The following is a 16223-nucleotide window of genomic DNA, read 5'->3' on the forward strand; positions in this document are numbered from 1 at the left end:
ATGAACGATCTGTTTGAAGGAAACGAATACGATTTTGTGGAAGGTGACTTGCTTCAGGAGGCGTTAAGGGGGGACTATTCCCGCAGTGACACGCCTGAGATGGTGGAGTTCCGTGCATTTTTCGACACCCTGCCCAGCGAGTTTTTTACCGCAGACGAATTCATGGTTCTTGGCCCGTCCAACCGCCCCGGCGGAAGTTGTGAGGGCAAGAACGGTTTGGCGCCGAAAAGCCTGTGGAACAATGTGAAGCCGCTTGTGAAGGCCATGAACCTGATCCGGAAGGAATTGGGCACTTCGGTTCAGATCACAAACTGCTTCCGCAGTGGACCCTACAACGCGTGCGTTGGAGGCGTACCCAGCAGCTTCCATTCAAGGTTCCAGGCGGCAGATTGGATCTGCGGCGCGGGCAATTCTGCCACATGGGCGAGCGCGGCCAGAGCTGTCAGAGATGCCGGAGGGTTTTCAGGCGGCATTGGTATATACAACAGTTTTGTGCATGTTGACGTGCGCGGCTCAAACGCAGATTGGGACAATCGCAGTTAATCTGCTTGGCTGAATCTTTCTGAATCCAGGCAGGGTCACTTATACGCTTCGCGCTGTGGGGACTATCGTCGGATCAGCCATTCTTCCTCAAAAAAAGGGCGCCCCCTGGGCGCCCTCAATATAACACCTTTGGCCGGGCTTCAGCCGTTGGCGGCAATAAGCTCGGACTGTGCAACGATGACCTCAGCCTGCTTGATTGAGGCGATATCAACCAGACGCCCTTTGTAAACGGTCGCACCTTCGCCGTTTGCCTTAGCCTGCTCCATCGCGGCAAGGATTTCCCGCGCCTCTGCAACAGCTTCATCGGATGGGGTGAAAACCTGATTGGCAAGGGCGATCTGTTTGGGATGAATGGCCCATTTTCCCACCATGCCCAGCGTAGCCGACCGTTTGGCCTGCGCAATATAGCCTTCGTCATCCGAGAAATCACCAAAAGGTCCATCCACAGGCAACACGCCATGTGTGCGGCAGGCGGCAACAATTGCGGCCTGCGCCCAATGCCATGGGTCAGACCAGTGTTTCTGACCTTCACGCAACATGTAATAGTTTTCCTGCGTTCCGCCAATGCCGGTGGTCTGCATCCCCATCGATGCCGCAAAATCCGCCGCACCAAGGCTCATCGCCTGCAGGCGGGGCGAGGATGCCGCGATTTCTTCGACATGCGCAATACCGGCAGAGGATTCGATGATCACTTCAAAGCTGATTGGCTTGCTGCGGCCCTTGGCGCGTTCGATGGCCGTGACCAGAGCGTCGACCGCGTAAACATCGGCCGCACAGCCGACCTTGGGGATCATGATCTGGTCCAGCCGGTCGCCCGCCTGCTCCAGCAGGTCAACAACATCACGGTACCAATACGGCGTGTCCAGCCCGTTGATCCGCACAGACATGTACTTGTTGCCCCAGTCGACCGTGTTAAGCGCCTCAATCACATTGGCGCGTGCGATGTCCTTGTCGGACGGGGCGACCGAGTCCTCCAGATCCAGATTGATCACGTCCGCAGCAGACGCCGCCATCTTTGGGAACAGTTTGGTGTTCGAACCAGGCCCGAACAACTGACAGCGGTTAGGACGCGCAGGGGCGGCGGGTTGAATGCGAAAGCTCATCTGGACCTCTTTCGGGTAATGAAATTGCGATTTCGTTGCCTCATGGGGTATTAAATTGCGCATGCATGCGCAAGCACCTTTGTGCAAGTGCAGCATTGCCATCGCAGCATCTGTTGCCGAAGCAGTGGTTTTGAGTGACTAAAGTTTAATCAGTTTGAAAACTTGAAAGATTTTTGCGCTGTTCTCCAAGTTTGCGCAAAAATCTCCTGTCAGATACCCCGGCAGCCGGGCAAAACGCGAAACGCTCGCCACGCCGGTTCAATAGTTTACGCCGGAATCAAAGGAGTGCATTGCAATGATCGAGACACCGTATCTGTTGTTTTTGGGCGATGCGCCCGACCAGCTGGCGGCGAAAGTGGCCCAGGGCATCAAGGATTGGCGCCCTGAAAATGCGGTTGGTCAGTTCCGCATGGACGGATGCAAGGCCGATCTGGGCCTGAAGGACATGGACCTGATCGAAGCCCGCGAGGCCGGAGCAAAAACTCTGGTCATTGGCGTTGCCAACCGGGGTGGCGTGATCAGTCAGGAATGGAAAAAAGTGCTTGTGATGGCACTGGAGGAGGGCTTCGATCTGGCGTCGGGCCTGCATAACCTGCTGCGTGACGAACCCGATCTGGTGGCCGTAGCCGAGGCGACCGGGCGCAAGCTGCATGACGTACGGGTTCCCGACGTAGATTACCCGATTGCGAATGGCATCAAGCGCAAGGGCAAGCGTTGTCTGGCCGTTGGAACCGATTGCTCGGTCGGTAAAATGTACACCGCCCTTGCAATGGACAAGGAAATGCGTGCGCGTGGAATGAAATCGACCTTCCGTGCCACTGGCCAGACCGGCATCCTGATCACCGGAGACGGAGTGCCACTGGATGCGGTTATCGCCGATTTCATGGCCGGATCGGTTGAGTGGCTGACACCGGACAATGACGACGACCACTGGGACCTGATCGAAGGTCAGGGTTCCTTGTTCCACGTCTCGTATTCCGGCGTGACGATGGCGCTGATCCATGGTGGCCAGCCGGATGCCCTGATCCTGAGCCATGAGCCGACACGCGAGCATATGCGCGGTCTGCCAACCTATCAGCAGCCTACCCTGCAGGAATTGCGGGACATGGCACTGACGCTAGCGAAGGTGGCGAACCCGAAATGTCAGGTCGTCGGCATCTCGGTGAACACCCAGCATATGGGTGAAGCCGACGCGAAAGCGTATCTTGAGAATCTCGAGGCCGAGATGAACCTGCCCGCGACCGATCCGTTCCGTTTCGGTTCGGACAAGCTGGTGGATGCGCTGGCCGCAATGTGATCTAAGCGGCGCGCCGGTGGCTAGGTTTTCTGCCTCCGGCGGCCGTATTTTGAACGAGAAAAAGGATGGCGCGTGTGCAGATAGAAGTCACCCGCGATGTATTTCGACTGGCGCAGGTATTCACCATTTCGCGCGGGTCGCGGACCGAAGCCAAGGTATTGACGGTTCGGGTGTCCGATGGCGCGTATCAGGGTTGGGGCGAATGTGTGCCTTATGCGCGGTACGACGAAACGCTGGCATCCGTCGAAGCAGAGATTGCCGGATTGCCCGAGGCGTTCACCCGTGAAGGGTTGATGGATCTGTTGCCTGCAGGGGCCGCGCGCAATGCCGTGGATTGCGCTCTTTGGGATCTTGAGGCGAAACGCGCAGGCAAGCGGGCATGGGATCTGGCGGGGCTGGCCGCTCCGGGGCCGGAAATTACCGCCTACACCCTGTCGCTGGATACACCCGAAGCAATGAGAGAACAGGCTGCGAAAAATGCGCACCGGCCTTTGCTCAAAATCAAGCTGGGTACTCCGGATGACATGCCCCGACTTGAGGCAGTGCGCGCCGGTGCTCCCGATGCCCGGATCATCATTGATGCGAACGAAGGATGGTCTGCGGACGTCTATGCCGATCTAGCGCCACATCTGGTGCGGCTGGGCGTGGCGTTGGTCGAACAACCCCTGCCCGCCGGCGATGACGAAGCCCTGATCGGGATGGAGCGCCCAGTGCCGGTCTGTGCCGATGAATCCTGCCATGATCGGTCCAGCCTGCCCGCTCTCAAAGGCAAATATGATGTGGTAAACATCAAACTGGATAAAACCGGTGGGCTGACCGAAGCGCTGAAGCTGCGTGAGGCGGCGCTGGCCGAGGGGTACGGTATCATGGTTGGCTGTATGGTCGGCAGTTCGCTGGCGATGGCCCCTGCAACTCTGGTGGCACAGGGCGCGACAGTAACCGACCTTGACGGCCCACTTCTGTTGGCCGAAGACCGCGACACCCCGCTGATTTTTGACGACGCCGGTGTGCACCCGCCCATGGCGGCACTCTGGGGCTGAGGAGACATACATGACCCGAACCGTTTACGTGAATGGCGAATACCTGCCCGAGACCGAGGCCAGTATCTCGATCTTCGACCGAGGCTTTCTGTTTGCCGATGCCGTCTATGAAGTGACCAGCGTTCTGGATGGCAAGCTGATCGATTTCGAAGGTCACGCCGTGCGCCTGAAGCGTTCGCTGGATGAGCTGGACATGGCCGAGCCATGCAGCAACGAAGAGTTGCTGGAAATTCACCGCAAACTGGTCGAGGTGAACGGCATCGAAGAAGGGCTTGTCTATCTGCAGGTGACTCGTGGCTCGGACGGTGATCGGGACTTCGTGTTCCCTTCGGCAGACACCAAACCGAGCCTTGTGCTGTTTACGCAAAACAAGCCGGGGCTGGCTGACAGCGCTGCTGCCCGTAAGGGTGCCAAGATCATTTCCATCGAAGACATCCGCTGGGGCCGCCGCGATATCAAAACGGTCCAGTTGCTGTATCCTTCGATGGGCAAGATGATGGCCAAGAAGGCCGGATGCGATGATGCGTGGCTGGTTGAAGATGGCTATGTGACCGAGGGAACATCGAACAACGCCTACTTCGTCAAGAACGGCAAAATCGTTACCCGCCCGTTGTCGAACGACATTCTGCATGGCATCACTCGCAAGGCGGTGCTGCGGCTGGCCGCCGAAGCGCAGATGGAAATTGAAGAGCGTTTGTTTACAATTGACGAGGCCAAAGAGGCGGATGAGGCATTCACCACCTCAGCAAGCGCTTTCGTGATGCCCGTTGTCGAGATTGACGGTGTGCAGTTGGGAGATGGTGCGCCTGGCCCGGTTTCCAAGCGGTTGCGGGAAATCTATATCGACGAAGGCCGCAAAACCGCGATCTGAGGCCAAAACGACCTCTGACTGACGAGAATAGACGATTTTGGAAACCTCCCGCTGGTAACCTGCCAGTGGGAGGTTTTCTTATGCGGCCATTCGAGGGATTGCGGGTTCTGGACCTGACACATGTCTTTGCCGGACCTTTCTGCGCATATCAGTTGGGAGTACTGGGTGCCGAGGTCATCAAGATCGAACCGGTGGGCCGCCCGGACATGACACGCGAAGAAGGTGCAGATACCGCCCTGAACGCAATGGGCATGGGATTGTCGTTTCAGGCACAGGGCGGGAACAAGCGAACACTGGCACTGGACCTCAAATCGGACGAGGGTCAAAGCCTGTTTGAGCATCTGGTCAAAACGGCAGATGTGGTGGTGCTGAACTATACCGCCCACGCGGTGGATGAGCTTGGTCTGGACTATGACAGGCTGGCCGCGCTGAAACCGGATTTGATCTACTGCTTGATCAGTGGATTTGGCGCTACCGGTCCAAAGGCGGATCACCCGGCATATGATGTCGTCATTCAGGCATTCACCGGTGTCATGGCCGCAAATGGTGAAGTTGACAGCGATCCGGTGCGCATAGGCCCGGCGGTCATTGATTACGGCACCGGGGCGCAGGCGGCACTGGCGATTTCCGCCGCTCTGTACGGGCGGGCGCAAACCGGTCTCGGACGGCGGATTGACGTTGCGATGGCTGATTGCGCGCTGATGTTGATGAACTCTCATACCTCCACGACGCTTGCGACCGGCGTTGCACCCAGACCTCATGGCAACCATGACCCGTCGCTGGCCGGATATGCGACTTATGAAACAGCAGACGGAACTTTGATGATCGGAGCATTTTCCAACGCCCAGATGGCACGCCTTATGTCGGCAATCGGCGAGGATGAACGGGCCAGTGCCATATTGTCGACCCCGAGAACGGAAATCGACACCCGCAGGGAAGAAGACGCCGAAGTATTGACGCGCGCACTGCGGTCGAAGTCGGCGGCCGAGTGGGAAACCATCCTGAATGCGCACCATGTCCCTGCTGCAAGAGTGCGAGGTCTTGCCGAGACGCTTCGCGAGGGTCAGGTTGCCTCTCGTAACGTCATTCAGCAGGTTGACGAGGCGCGATTTGCGGTCGCCGGGTTCGCCTATGATCACGGCAGCCCAAAGCTGACCGACGCCCCGAGGGTGCACGGAGCCGATAGCCGATCCGTTCTGGCAGAACTGGGGATCGACGCGGCCAGATTTGACGCTCTGGCCGCGGCTGGCGTTGTGTTCAGCCCTTCTTGAGTACGTTTTCCTCGAAGGCGACCTTGAATTCGGCCTGCTTTTCCGCACTGGCCTCGGTCTGATAATTGGCCCTCCATTCGTCCATGGTCATGCCATAGAACGCCTCACGCGCTGCCGCCTTGTCCATCTCGATACCTTTTTCATTCGCAGCTTCCTGATACCACCGGGCCAGACAGTTGCGGCAGAACCCGGCAAGGTTCATCAGGTCGATGTTCTGCACATCGGTCCGGTCTTCCATCAGGTGTTTTTGCAAACGGCGAAAGGCAGCGGCCTGAAGTTCAATTTCGGTTTGCTGGTCCATGAGTGTGGCTCCGCGTGAAATACTGTTGTCCTGTGTCCGACCTAACAATCCAGACGTCCAGTTACAACAAACAGGAGGGACCCAAAGGTCCCCCGCAATTGGTATTTTTGCTGCCCATGGCGTTCTCAGGCCAGTTTCAGCGCCAGCCAGGGTATCAGGCAGAAGATGATCGTCAGTATCTTGTAGTTGGCCAGATACTTGAAATAGGCCTTTTTGACATCGGCCCGTTCCATCTGAAACATCCTGCCGTGTATGCCTGCAATCCAGTCCTGCAGCACCACAACCATTAGCGTGGTAAACAGCAAAATCGCAATGTTCAGGACCGTCATCCAGCCGAAGACGGTCGTCAGGAATTCCTGAGTCATGGTCGTCTCCTTTCACCCATAATATGGGGTTCGGCCTGTGCCCGCACAATAATCTGACGCCCGAAACCGGTCTAAATTGACCCCACGTTACGCTCCGCTATTCCCAAGCGCGTCTTGCAGAACAACGGCCAGCCGCTCAGCCCACGCACGTTGCCCAGCGTGGTCTGAAATCAGATCATTCCGTATTTCAATCAACGCGTTAGGCCGTCCATGACTGGTGCAATGCTTGTCGATCGCATCTCCGGGCAGCACACCCGTATAGGGTTCGTTCACACCGACACACAGGTCGCCTTCGGCCTCAAGCCGGTCGATCAGCGGTCGGGAAAATCGCTCATCCGAAGTGTGCAGAACTCCAATGTGCCACGGACGCGGATCGCGGCCCCGTAATTGGCGTGTGAACGAGTGCATAGATACGACAACCGCATGAGGCAGAGCGGCCATTCGCCCCAATGCGTCGTGATAGGGGCGATAACACATGTTCAGCCGCCGCTCCCGCTCTGCCGCATCAGCGTGGCGGTTTCCGGGGATGATCGAACCGTCATAAAGCTTCATCAGCAGGGTTGGGTCGTCTTCGCCCCGGTTCGGATCGATAACAAGTCGCGAAAAGTTCGCCGCGATAACCGGTGCATTCAGTATCTCACCCAGATGCTTCGATACTTCATAGGCCCCGACGTCATAGGCGATGTGGCGCTCCATATCCTCGCGCGGCAGGCCCAGATCCCCTCCGTTGACTTCCGGCGGAACGGTGTTGGTCGCGTGATCGCAGGTAATCAGCCAGCGGGACGGCCTGTCCTCGCCGTGAATAAAGAACGGAGTGTATGTCATAAGCCTGTCATCTAGTTTGTCGCAGGTGTAGGGCAGTTGTCTGGAAAAGGGAATTGCGCAATAAGCAGACCGGGGCGCTGTTTGCGATAACAGCGATAAATTGAGGAGAGCAAGGCCAATGCGACGCCTGAGAAATGTGAAAATCGTGGCGACGTTGGGTCCGGCGTCCGAAAGTTATGAAATGATCCGGGCACTGCACGAGGCCGGGGCAGACGTTTTCCGCCTGAACATGAGCCACGGCAGCCACGATGAGATTCGGGAAAAGCACCGGATCATCAGGCAGGTGGAAAAGGATCTGGACAGCCCGATCGCCATTCTGGCGGATTTACAAGGCCCCAAATTGCGGGTCGGTGTCTTTGCCAATGATGCCGAGGACCTTGAAGTAGGTGCTGCGTTTCGTCTTGATCTGGATGAAACGCCCGGCAATTCAACCCGCGTCTGCCTGCCGCACCCCGAAATTTTCGAGGCGCTGGAGCCCGGCGCTCATCTGCTGGTCAATGACGGCAAGATCAGTCTGCTGGTGGAAAAATGCGGCCCTGATTTCGCGGATTGCAAGGTGGAAATTGGTGGCACGATTTCGAACCGCAAGGGGGTGAATGTACCGGATGTGGTACTGCCACTGGCCGCACTTTCAGAAAAGGACCGGGACGATCTGGAATTTGTCTGTCAGCTGGGTGTCGACTGGCTGGCGCTGAGCTTTGTGCAGCGTGCGAAAGACGTGTTCGAGGCGCGCGCGCTGGCCGATGGCCGCGCGGCGATCCTGTCCAAGATTGAAAAACCCGCCGCGGTCGAAGCATTCAACGAAATTCTTGATGCCTCCGACGGGATCATGGTGGCGCGCGGTGATCTGGGCGTAGAGCTGCCGGTGTCCGCCGTACCACCAATTCAGAAACGACTGGTGCGCCGCTGCCGCGCGGCCGCCAAGCCGGTGATCGTGGCGACCCAGATGCTGGAAAGCATGATCGAAAGTCCGATGCCAACCCGTGCCGAGGTGTCCGACGTGGCCACGGCCATCTATGAAGGTACGGATGCCATCATGCTCAGCGCTGAGTCCGCCGCTGGGTCCTATCCGATCGAAGCGGTTCAGACCATGGACAAGGTGGCTGTCGAGGTCGAGGCCGATCCGAACTATACTCAGATCATCACCGCCTCGCGGACGGCCAAGGGCACGACAGTTGCCGACGGCATCGTCGCTGCAGCGCGTGAGATTGCCGAAAAGACGAATATCAAGGCGATCTGCTGTTTTACGCAAAGTGGCACGACCGCCCTGTTGACCGCACGAGAACGCCCCGGCGTGCCCATCATTGCGATGACATCTCTTAAAGGCACCGCGCGGCGTCTGTGCCTGAGCTGGGGCTGCAACTGCGTGATGACCCCGGAACTGGAGCGATTTAAAAGCGCGGTGGTCAATGCGGCGCGCGCTGCACGGGCCGGAGGGTTCGCAGGGGATACGGATCAGATTGTCGTTACGGCGGGTGTCCCGTTCAATGTCCCGGGCACCACAAATATCCTGCGTGTTGCGCCTTGTGACGAAAGGTTGATTTACAGCACCGATCCAGAGTAATTCGAACGCTGTTTCTATGCCTTTGGCAAAGAATCCTGCCTTTACCTCTTGCCAGTTGGCCAAGACTTGCGTAAACGGCGCCTCTGATCGCGTGACCGGCCAATGTGGCATGCCGAGTCGCGTTTAGTACCGAACCCCGAAAGGAGACGGAAATGCCTAAGATGAAGACCAAATCGAGCGCCAAGAAGCGCTTTAAGGTGACTGCGACCGGTAAGGTCCTTGCTGGCCAGGCCGGCAAACGTCACGGCATGATCAAGCGGACCAAGAAATTCATCCGCGATGCCCGTGGCAACACCACTCTGTCCGCCCCCGACGCCAAGATCGTCAAGGGCTACATGCCCTACGACCGCTAAGAGGAGATACCGATATGTCCCGCGTTAAAGGTGGAACCGTAACTCACGCCCGTCACAAGAAGGTCATCAAGGCCGCCAAAGGTTACTATGGCCGCCGCAAGAGCACCTTCAAGGTTGCCCGTCAGGCCGTCGACAAGGCCAACCAGTACGCAACCCGCGACCGTAAGAACCGCAAGCGTAACTTCCGCGCTCTGTGGATCCAGCGCATCAACGCTGCTGTCCGCAGCCACGACGAGGCTCTGACCTATTCCCGCTTCATCAACGGCCTGAATCTGGCCGGTATCGAAGTAGACCGCAAAGTTCTGGCCGACCTGGCCGTGCACGAACCGGAAGCGTTCGGCGCGATCGTCGCCAAAGCACAGGCTGCTCTGGCTGCCTGATCCTCTTTCGAGAGACAGTGATTGAAAGGTCGTTCCTTTGGGAGCGGCCTTTTTTGTTATGAAAGAACGCAATTCGCGTTGGCTTTGTTCGGATACTTTCGGTTTCAGCCTAAGCTGAATTTTCCCAGGTAACCGGGTCCAATCGGAACAGCTTGGCCAGTTCATCGTAAACTGCCGGTACCTCAGCTCTCAAAGCTGCCGGTCTTTCGAAAAACACCTCTACAGCAACCGCGAAGAACTCTTCATGACCTACTGCGCCATAGGCGTCGATTATCGTCCTTTGCCCGTTTTCTACCGCCCGGACATGGGCGTCATAGGCTGTCAGAAACACCTGCTCCCACTTGGAATAGCTCTGTCCCTCACTCAACACGGGAACTCCGTCGGTGTGGCCGGATAAGTCGTCTATTTGATGCGCAAATTCGTGAAACACGACGTTTTGTCCATCTCGGTCGTTCAAGGCCCCTTGCCTGCTGTGCGCCCAGGACAGAACGACTGGACCGCGCCCCCAGCTTTCTCCGGTGCGCACGACTTCCTGTTCCGTGACGACAAAGCCCGAATGTCTACTTTGCCGGGACTTGAAGGCATTTGGATAAATGAGAATGGTCGTCAGATGATCGTACCACAAGTCACTGTTGACAATGAGAAGGCACGCCTGAGCAGAAATGGACAGTTCCATTTCTTCGGTAACCTCCAGCCCATTGCAGCCGACAAAGTTCACCTGCTCGAGAAACAGATTCACTTTGCCGTCAAGATTGCCGCGCAGGTTCGGCGGAAGCCTACGGATCAAAGGAACCTGCGTTTCAACGATGGCGCGTTGCCGGTCTGAAAGCGGGGTGGAAAGCAACTGCGCGCGAATGCGCTGTTTCGACCAATAGCGGTACCCGAAATAGCCTACGGCCAAAAGAAGAACTGCGATGAAAATTGTCATGGACAGACACTACTGCGGTCAGTTGAGACTGGGAATGATATTCTCCTAAGACAGACCGATGTCGGTTGCTGGCAGAGCTTCATACACCGGTTGAACGTCCAAACCAGTACCACCTGAGATGCCATACTTCAGGCTCTTCTGGTGCAACAAAAAAAACCGGCGCTGTGCGCGCCGGTTTCAAATTGCCTAAACTACCAAGCGAGTGTCAGCCAAACACACGTCCCAGTGCGCCGTCGACCGCGTCTGTAATTTGGTCGATGTCATCTGGTGTCGCGATCAGGGCGGGTGAGAAGCACAGTGTGTTGTTGCGGCCCGGCAGCGACCGGTTGGTGACGCCGATGATAACCCCCTGGTTCATACAATCCGCCACAACGGCCTGTGCCAGCTTTTCATCCACCGGCTCTTTGGTTGACCGATCTGACACCAGCTCGGCCCCCAGGAACAGGCCTTTGCCGCGCACGTCGCCGACGACTTTGTGCTTTTCCATCAGCGCCAGCAGGTTGCCCATCATGCGCTCGCCCATTTTGGTACAGTTGCCCAGCAGGTTCTCGTCCTCGATGATCCGCATGTTCTCGATTGCTGCTGCCGGTCCGGCGGTGCAGCCACCAAAGGTCGAAATATCGCGGAAATAGTTCAGCGGATCAGAGGTGTCGTCCTTAAACATGTCAAAGACTTCTTCGGTGGTTACCATGCAGGCAATCGCGGCGTAGCCCGAAGCGACGCCTTTGGCCATGGTCACAAAGTCGGGCTTGATGCCGTATTGCTGATAGCCGAACCAGGTGCCGGTGCGGCCCACACCACAAACAACCTCATCGATATGCAGCAGGACATCGTATTTCTTGCAGATTTCCTGCACACGCTCCCAATAGCCTGCGGGCGCTTCGATCACGCCGCCACCAGCGGTAACCGGTTCAAGGCACAGTGCGCCGACGGTTTCAGGGCCTTCGCGCAGGATCACCTCTTCGATGGCATCCGCCGCTGCCTGACCAAAGGCCTCGCCCGACAGGTCCTCTTTGCCCAGCTCGTGCTTGCGGTATTCCATGCAATGGGGCACGCGCACGAAATCAGGTGCAAAGGGGCCGTACTGTGCGTTCCGCTCATCCTGACCACCTGCCGACATGGTCGCAAGGGTCGAGCCGTGATAGTCGCGGTCACGATAGAGAATCTTGGTCTTTTTGCCGCCATAGCGCTTGTGCGCGATCTGGCGAACCATCTTGAAGGCCTTCTCATTCGCCTCCGAGCCGGAGTTGGTGTAGTAAACTCGGCTCATGCCCGGCATCTTGTCGATCAGTTTTTCAGCAAAGATCGAACCGGGGATAGAGCCTGCGGAATTGGCGAAATAGCACAGCCTCAACAGCTGGTCGTACACCGCCTTGGCAATGGATTCGCGGCCGTAGCCGACGTTGACGGTCCAGACGCCCCCCGAGACAGCGTCGAGGTGCTCCTTGCCCTTTTGATCCCAGACACGCATGCCCTTACCTTCGACAATGATGCGCGGATCATTGGTTTCAAAGGGCTTATGCTGGATCAGGTGATGCCAGATATGGGCGCGGTCGGCTTCGACCACACGGGAAAGATCGTTTTCGTTGAACGTGCCGTCCATGACATGTCCTTTCAAAGTGAAGTGTTGCGCTGAACTCGGGGCGTGCTCTGTCCGGGCAAGCAATTTTCCATGACTCAGATCAGCGCGAAAGGCCAGTATTAGATAGGGCCAGATGGGCTGATCGCGTATCTCCAGTCCAAAACGGACTAGTATTACTACGGATTTATTTCAAACACTTCTTTGTGCTCTATGCGCCAACACGATCTGGGAGGAATGGCAGATGACTTCGACCAACATTTACGATCGCCATCTGGGCAAGAATCAAGCCAACCACACACAGCTTTCTCCGCTCAGCTATATCGAGCGGACCGCAGCCGTGTATCCCGATTATGAATCGGTGGTGTATGGCCAGCGCCGGTACACCTGGGCGCAAACCTATTCGCGTAGCCGACGTCTGGCCAGCGCGCTGGCCAAGCGCGGCATCGGGCGGGGAGATACGGTTTCCATCATCGCAGCCAATATCCCGGAAATGTACGAGGCGCATTTTGGTGTACCGATGGCCGGAGCGGTTCTGAACGCCATCAACACGCGCCTCGACGCGACCATCATCGCGTTCATTCTGAACCACGCCGAAGCCAAGGTTCTGCTTGTCGATCCCGAGTTCTCGGGTGTTGTGCAGGATGCATTGAAGCAGGTCGAGAGGCCGGACCTTCTGGTCGTCGATATCGAGGATGCCAGCTTTGACGGCGGTGAAAAACTGGGGGTGCTGACCTATGACGCACTGCTGGCCGAGGGCGATCCCGAGTTTAACTGGTCGCTGCCAGAGGACGAATGGGATGCAATTTCTCTGAATTACACCTCAGGCACGACCGGCAACCCCAAGGGGGTGGTTTACCACCATCGAGGGGCGGCGCTGAATGCGACCTCGAACATTCTGGACTGGGGTATGCCGAAGCATTCGGTCTATCTGTGGACGCTGCCGATGTTTCATTGCAATGGCTGGTGTTTCCCTTGGACGATGGCGGCCAATGCGGGTGTGTCGATCTGCCTGCGTGCGGTGCGGGACGAGCCGATTTATCGCGCCTTCCATGATGAAAAGGTCACGCATTTCTGTGGCGCCCCGATCGTGCTGAACATGCTGGCAAACGCGCCCGATCACCTGCGGGATTTTGATCATGAGATCAAGGTGATGACAGCAGGTGCGCCGCCCCCTGCCGCTGTCATCGAAAAGATGGAAGGGATGGGGGTTGCGGTCACCCATGTCTATGGCCTGACCGAGACATACGGCCCATCAGTCGTCTGTGCGTGGAAGGATGAATGGGACGCCAAAGAGGCCGAAGAGCGTTCGGCACTGAAAGTACGGCAAGGGGTGAAATACGTTGCCTTGTCCGGTCTCATGGTTGCCGATCCCGAAACACTGGAACCGGTTCCCGCTGACGGTGAAACCATGGGTGAGATATTCATGCAGGGCAACATCGTGATGAAAGGATACCTCAAGAATCCCGACGCCACGGACAAGGCCTTCAAGGGGGGGTGGTTTGCCTCGGGCGATCTGGGGGTCATGCATCCTGACGGGTATATCGCGCTCAAGGACCGGTCCAAGGACATCATCATTTCGGGGGGCGAAAACATCTCGTCAGTCGAGGTTGAGGGCATCCTTTACAAACACCCGGCAGTGATGGAGGCGGCGGTGGTCGCCCGCCCGGACGAAAAATGGGGTGAAACCCCGTGCGCTTTCGTCGAACTGAAACCCGGCAAAGAGGTAACCGAGGCAGAACTGATATCATTCTGCAGGGACAACATGGCCCACTTCAAGGCACCCAAGACCGTCGTGTTCGGAGCATTGCCCAAGACGTCTACGGGCAAGATTCAGAAATTCGCCCTGCGGGACCGGGCGCGGGCGCTTTGATCGGATACTGAAAACAAACAGGCCGCTCTGGGACGGCCTGTTTTGTCGGTTCAGCGATCGAAAATCGACAAATCCAGATCCAGCATCTCGCCCATCCAGAAGGCCCTGTCGCGGTGATCTTCAAGGTGCTGTCCGGTTTCGGGGTGGGTAAAAACGGTCAATCCCTGCCGGTTCAGCAAAAGCCAGGGGATAACAGCGTCAAATGCGTCGGCGTCGAACCCCAGCTGGCAGCTCCATCGGGGATGAGGGCCGACATTGCGGGCGTGCATCCGGCCCATCTGAACGGGAAACAGGCGGGCGGCATCTTCGCAGACCTGCTGCGCAGTATCCTGCGTATCAGCATCGAAATAGACGTGGGCGTGGTATCCGGTGATTTCGGGCATTCCAACCTCTTACGGTGACTGCCCGAAATTTAAGGTGGCCGGACGGCGATGAACACAGCCATCCGCAAACATAATGTGTGCGCCTGTTCAGGCGGGTGCGTACATATCCGGATGTGCCGCAACAAAAGCAGGATGTTTGGCACAAGCGGCTTCAACACTCAGAAGTTTTGGCATGTTGGTCAGGTCCACGTCCCATCGCCGGGCGTTATACATCTGTGGCATCAAACAAATATCGGCCAGTCCCGGTTGTGAACCAGTGCAAAAGGGTGCCTGATCAAAGCCGCTCAGCAGGGTTTCAAAAGCCAGCAACCCCGGTCGAATGAAATGCCGCATCCAGTCGCCGGGCATTCCTTCAGTTCCACCACTAAGGTCGGTCGCGTATTTGGCCACCTGCAGATTGCAGACAGGGTGAATATCTACTGCAATGGCATGGGCCAAAGCCTGTTCACGGGCCCGCGCGGCCGGGACTTCAGACAACAGGCCCAGTCCCCGTGTTTGATCCAGATAATCGAGTATCGCCAGTGATTGTGTCTGCCTTTGGCCGTCAATTTCCAGAACAGGTACAAATCCCTGAGGGTTCAAAGCTAAATGAGCGTCGGATTTCTGCTCTCCGCTGACCAGATCAACAACAACTGACCGGTATGCAATCCCGGCCAAATTCAGCGCGATCCGAACGCGGTAACTGGCCGAAGACCGCCAGTAGTCATAGAGCACGACGTCGCTCATTCAATCTTCCCCGAATGCAGTAAGGCAACCGACGCCTGCCGGTTGCCAGTTTCGAACAGTATGGTTGCCTCAGAGGTTACTCAGTTCCTTCGCATGCAGCCAGTCTGCATGTTTGGGGGCCTTTTTCGTCTTTGACCACTCTTCCAGCATGTCCCACTTCACATCGTTCAGCTTGTCCAGCATCGCCTGTTCTTCCGGGTCCGGGCAGGCCAGTTCGACGCGATGCCCGTTCGGATCGAAGAAGTAGATCGAATGAAAGATCGAGTGATCCGTGACGCCAAGAACCTCAACACCATTGGCTTCCAGATGATCCTTGAACGCAATCAGTTCGTCACGGTCTTTTACCTTGAAGGCGATATGCTGCACCCATTTGGGGGTATTCGGATCGCGACCCATTTCGGGCTTGGTCGGTAATTCAAAAAACGCCAGAACATTGCCGTTCCCCGCATCCAGAAACAGATGCATGTACGGGTCGGGTTCGTGGGTTGAGGGGACATGATCCTCGGCAATCGCCAGAATGAAGTCCATGTTCAGCATCTTGCCATACCACTCGACCGTTTCCTTGGCGTCCTTGCAGCGATAGGCAACGTGGTGAATCTGTTCAATTTTCATTGGGCTTACTCCTGTTTCAGGGCCGCTGCATTGATTGCCTGGCTCAGTACTGCGCGATCACCAATGTGATTGGCGAGCACCAGTACAAGCCGGGCGTTCAGGGCATCACTATCTGCTTTGTCCAGCCCCTCATGGGCCGCCAAAAGATCGGCATAAAAATCATCCGCGCCGTCGATGTTCGGTGTCAGGATCAGATCGGTCATGTGCTC

General features: G+C 57.0%; 19 protein-coding genes. 9 read left to right on the forward strand and 10 right to left on the reverse strand.

Features of this window, described 5'->3' with window-relative positions; all coding sequences use genetic code 11:
* Positions 1-543, forward strand: a complete 543-nt coding sequence (locus ACR0NW_RS05380; RefSeq protein WP_480448495.1) for a D-Ala-D-Ala carboxypeptidase family metallohydrolase — start codon at positions 1-3, stop codon at positions 541-543.
* 140 nt (positions 544-683) lie between these two features.
* On the opposite strand, the gene ACR0NW_RS05385 is transcribed toward ACR0NW_RS05380, so the two are convergent.
* On the reverse strand, positions 684-1646 hold the full coding sequence (locus ACR0NW_RS05385) for an L-malyl-CoA/beta-methylmalyl-CoA lyase (RefSeq protein ID WP_170651145.1): 963 nt from the start codon (positions 1644-1646) through the stop codon (positions 684-686).
* Between the two features lie 295 nt (positions 1647-1941).
* Between ACR0NW_RS05385 and dgcN the strand changes: the two genes are divergently transcribed.
* The 4 genes from dgcN to ACR0NW_RS05405 all read left to right on the forward strand — a co-directional run bounded on the left by dgcN (position 1942) and on the right by ACR0NW_RS05405 (position 6125).
* A complete protein-coding gene (gene dgcN, locus ACR0NW_RS05390) occupies positions 1942-2943 on the forward strand; it encodes an N-acetyltransferase DgcN (RefSeq protein WP_480448494.1) in 1002 nt (333 codons plus the stop codon).
* A 74-nt stretch (positions 2944-3017) separates the two neighbouring features.
* The gene (gene dgcA, locus ACR0NW_RS05395) at positions 3018-3983 is read left to right on the forward strand and encodes an N-acetyl-D-Glu racemase DgcA (protein WP_170651147.1); all 966 of its coding nucleotides are present in this window, start codon (positions 3018-3020) and stop codon (positions 3981-3983) included.
* Positions 3984-3993: 10 nt separating this feature from the next.
* Complete coding sequence (locus ACR0NW_RS05400) at positions 3994-4854, forward strand: D-amino-acid transaminase (protein ID WP_480448493.1); 861 nt, start codon at positions 3994-3996, stop codon at positions 4852-4854.
* Positions 4855-4934: 80 nt separating this feature from the next.
* Positions 4935-6125, forward strand: coding sequence for a CaiB/BaiF CoA transferase family protein (locus ACR0NW_RS05405; protein ID WP_480448492.1), 1191 nt, complete (start codon positions 4935-4937; stop codon positions 6123-6125).
* Here ACR0NW_RS05405 and ACR0NW_RS05410 read toward each other — a convergent pair.
* From ACR0NW_RS05410 to ACR0NW_RS05420, 3 genes are all read right to left on the reverse strand, one after another.
* Complete coding sequence (locus ACR0NW_RS05410; protein WP_480448491.1) at positions 6112-6426, reverse strand: DUF1244 domain-containing protein; 315 nt, start codon at positions 6424-6426, stop codon at positions 6112-6114. The two genes, ACR0NW_RS05405 and ACR0NW_RS05410, sit on opposite strands and share 14 nt — an antisense overlap.
* 125 nt (positions 6427-6551) lie before the next feature.
* On the reverse strand, positions 6552-6791 hold the full coding sequence (locus tag ACR0NW_RS05415) for a DUF6868 family protein (RefSeq protein ID WP_170651151.1): 240 nt from the start codon (positions 6789-6791) through the stop codon (positions 6552-6554).
* An 87-nt stretch (positions 6792-6878) separates the two neighbouring features.
* Positions 6879-7616: an N-formylglutamate amidohydrolase gene (locus ACR0NW_RS05420; protein ID WP_480448490.1), complete on the reverse strand. Its 738-nt coding sequence runs from the start codon at positions 7614-7616 to the stop codon at positions 6879-6881.
* A 118-nt stretch (positions 7617-7734) separates the two neighbouring features.
* Between ACR0NW_RS05420 and pyk the strand changes: the two genes are divergently transcribed.
* From pyk to rplT, 3 genes are all read left to right on the forward strand, one after another.
* A complete protein-coding gene (gene pyk / locus ACR0NW_RS05425) occupies positions 7735-9180 on the forward strand; it encodes a pyruvate kinase (RefSeq protein ID WP_480448489.1) in 1446 nt (481 codons plus the stop codon).
* Positions 9181-9332: 152 nt separating this feature from the next.
* Positions 9333-9533 carry a 50S ribosomal protein L35 gene (gene rpmI, locus ACR0NW_RS05430; protein WP_010443552.1) on the forward strand — a complete coding sequence of 67 codons (201 nt, stop codon included), beginning with the start codon at positions 9333-9335 and terminating at the stop codon, positions 9531-9533.
* Between the two features lie 14 nt (positions 9534-9547).
* Positions 9548-9913, forward strand: coding sequence for a 50S ribosomal protein L20 (gene rplT, locus ACR0NW_RS05435; protein WP_008756009.1), 366 nt, complete (start codon positions 9548-9550; stop codon positions 9911-9913).
* Between the two features lie 109 nt (positions 9914-10022).
* Here rplT and ACR0NW_RS05440 read toward each other — a convergent pair whose 3' ends face one another.
* The gene (locus ACR0NW_RS05440; RefSeq protein ID WP_170651154.1) at positions 10023-10841 is read right to left on the reverse strand and encodes a M90 family metallopeptidase; all 819 of its coding nucleotides are present in this window, start codon (positions 10839-10841) and stop codon (positions 10023-10025) included.
* A 205-nt stretch (positions 10842-11046) separates the two neighbouring features.
* Entirely contained in the window at positions 11047-12444 is a 1398-nt protein-coding gene (locus tag ACR0NW_RS05445; protein ID WP_480448487.1) for an aminotransferase family protein, read from the reverse strand.
* Positions 12445-12664: 220 nt separating this feature from the next.
* Between ACR0NW_RS05445 and ACR0NW_RS05450 the strand changes: the two genes are divergently transcribed.
* Positions 12665-14293 carry an acyl-CoA synthetase gene (locus ACR0NW_RS05450; protein WP_480448486.1) on the forward strand — a complete coding sequence of 543 codons (1629 nt, stop codon included), beginning with the start codon at positions 12665-12667 and terminating at the stop codon, positions 14291-14293.
* Between the two features lie 50 nt (positions 14294-14343).
* Here ACR0NW_RS05450 and ACR0NW_RS05455 read toward each other — a convergent pair whose 3' ends face one another.
* The 4 genes from ACR0NW_RS05455 to ACR0NW_RS05470 all read right to left on the reverse strand — a co-directional run bounded on the left by ACR0NW_RS05455 (position 14344) and on the right by ACR0NW_RS05470 (position 16217).
* A complete protein-coding gene (locus ACR0NW_RS05455; protein WP_480448485.1) occupies positions 14344-14676 on the reverse strand; it encodes a DOPA 4,5-dioxygenase family protein in 333 nt (110 codons plus the stop codon).
* An 87-nt stretch (positions 14677-14763) separates the two neighbouring features.
* Positions 14764-15402, reverse strand: coding sequence for a maleylacetoacetate isomerase (maiA, locus tag ACR0NW_RS05460; RefSeq protein ID WP_480448484.1), 639 nt, complete (start codon positions 15400-15402; stop codon positions 14764-14766).
* A 69-nt stretch (positions 15403-15471) separates the two neighbouring features.
* Entirely contained in the window at positions 15472-16014 is a 543-nt protein-coding gene (locus ACR0NW_RS05465) for a VOC family protein (protein WP_170651159.1), read from the reverse strand.
* A gap of 5 nt (positions 16015-16019) precedes the next feature.
* Positions 16020-16217, reverse strand: a complete 198-nt coding sequence (locus ACR0NW_RS05470) for a DUF2783 domain-containing protein (protein ID WP_480448483.1) — start codon at positions 16215-16217, stop codon at positions 16020-16022.
* Between the last annotated feature and the right edge of the window lie 6 nt (positions 16218-16223).

The sequence above is a fragment of the Ruegeria sp. CF5 genome, from assembly GCF_056537325.1.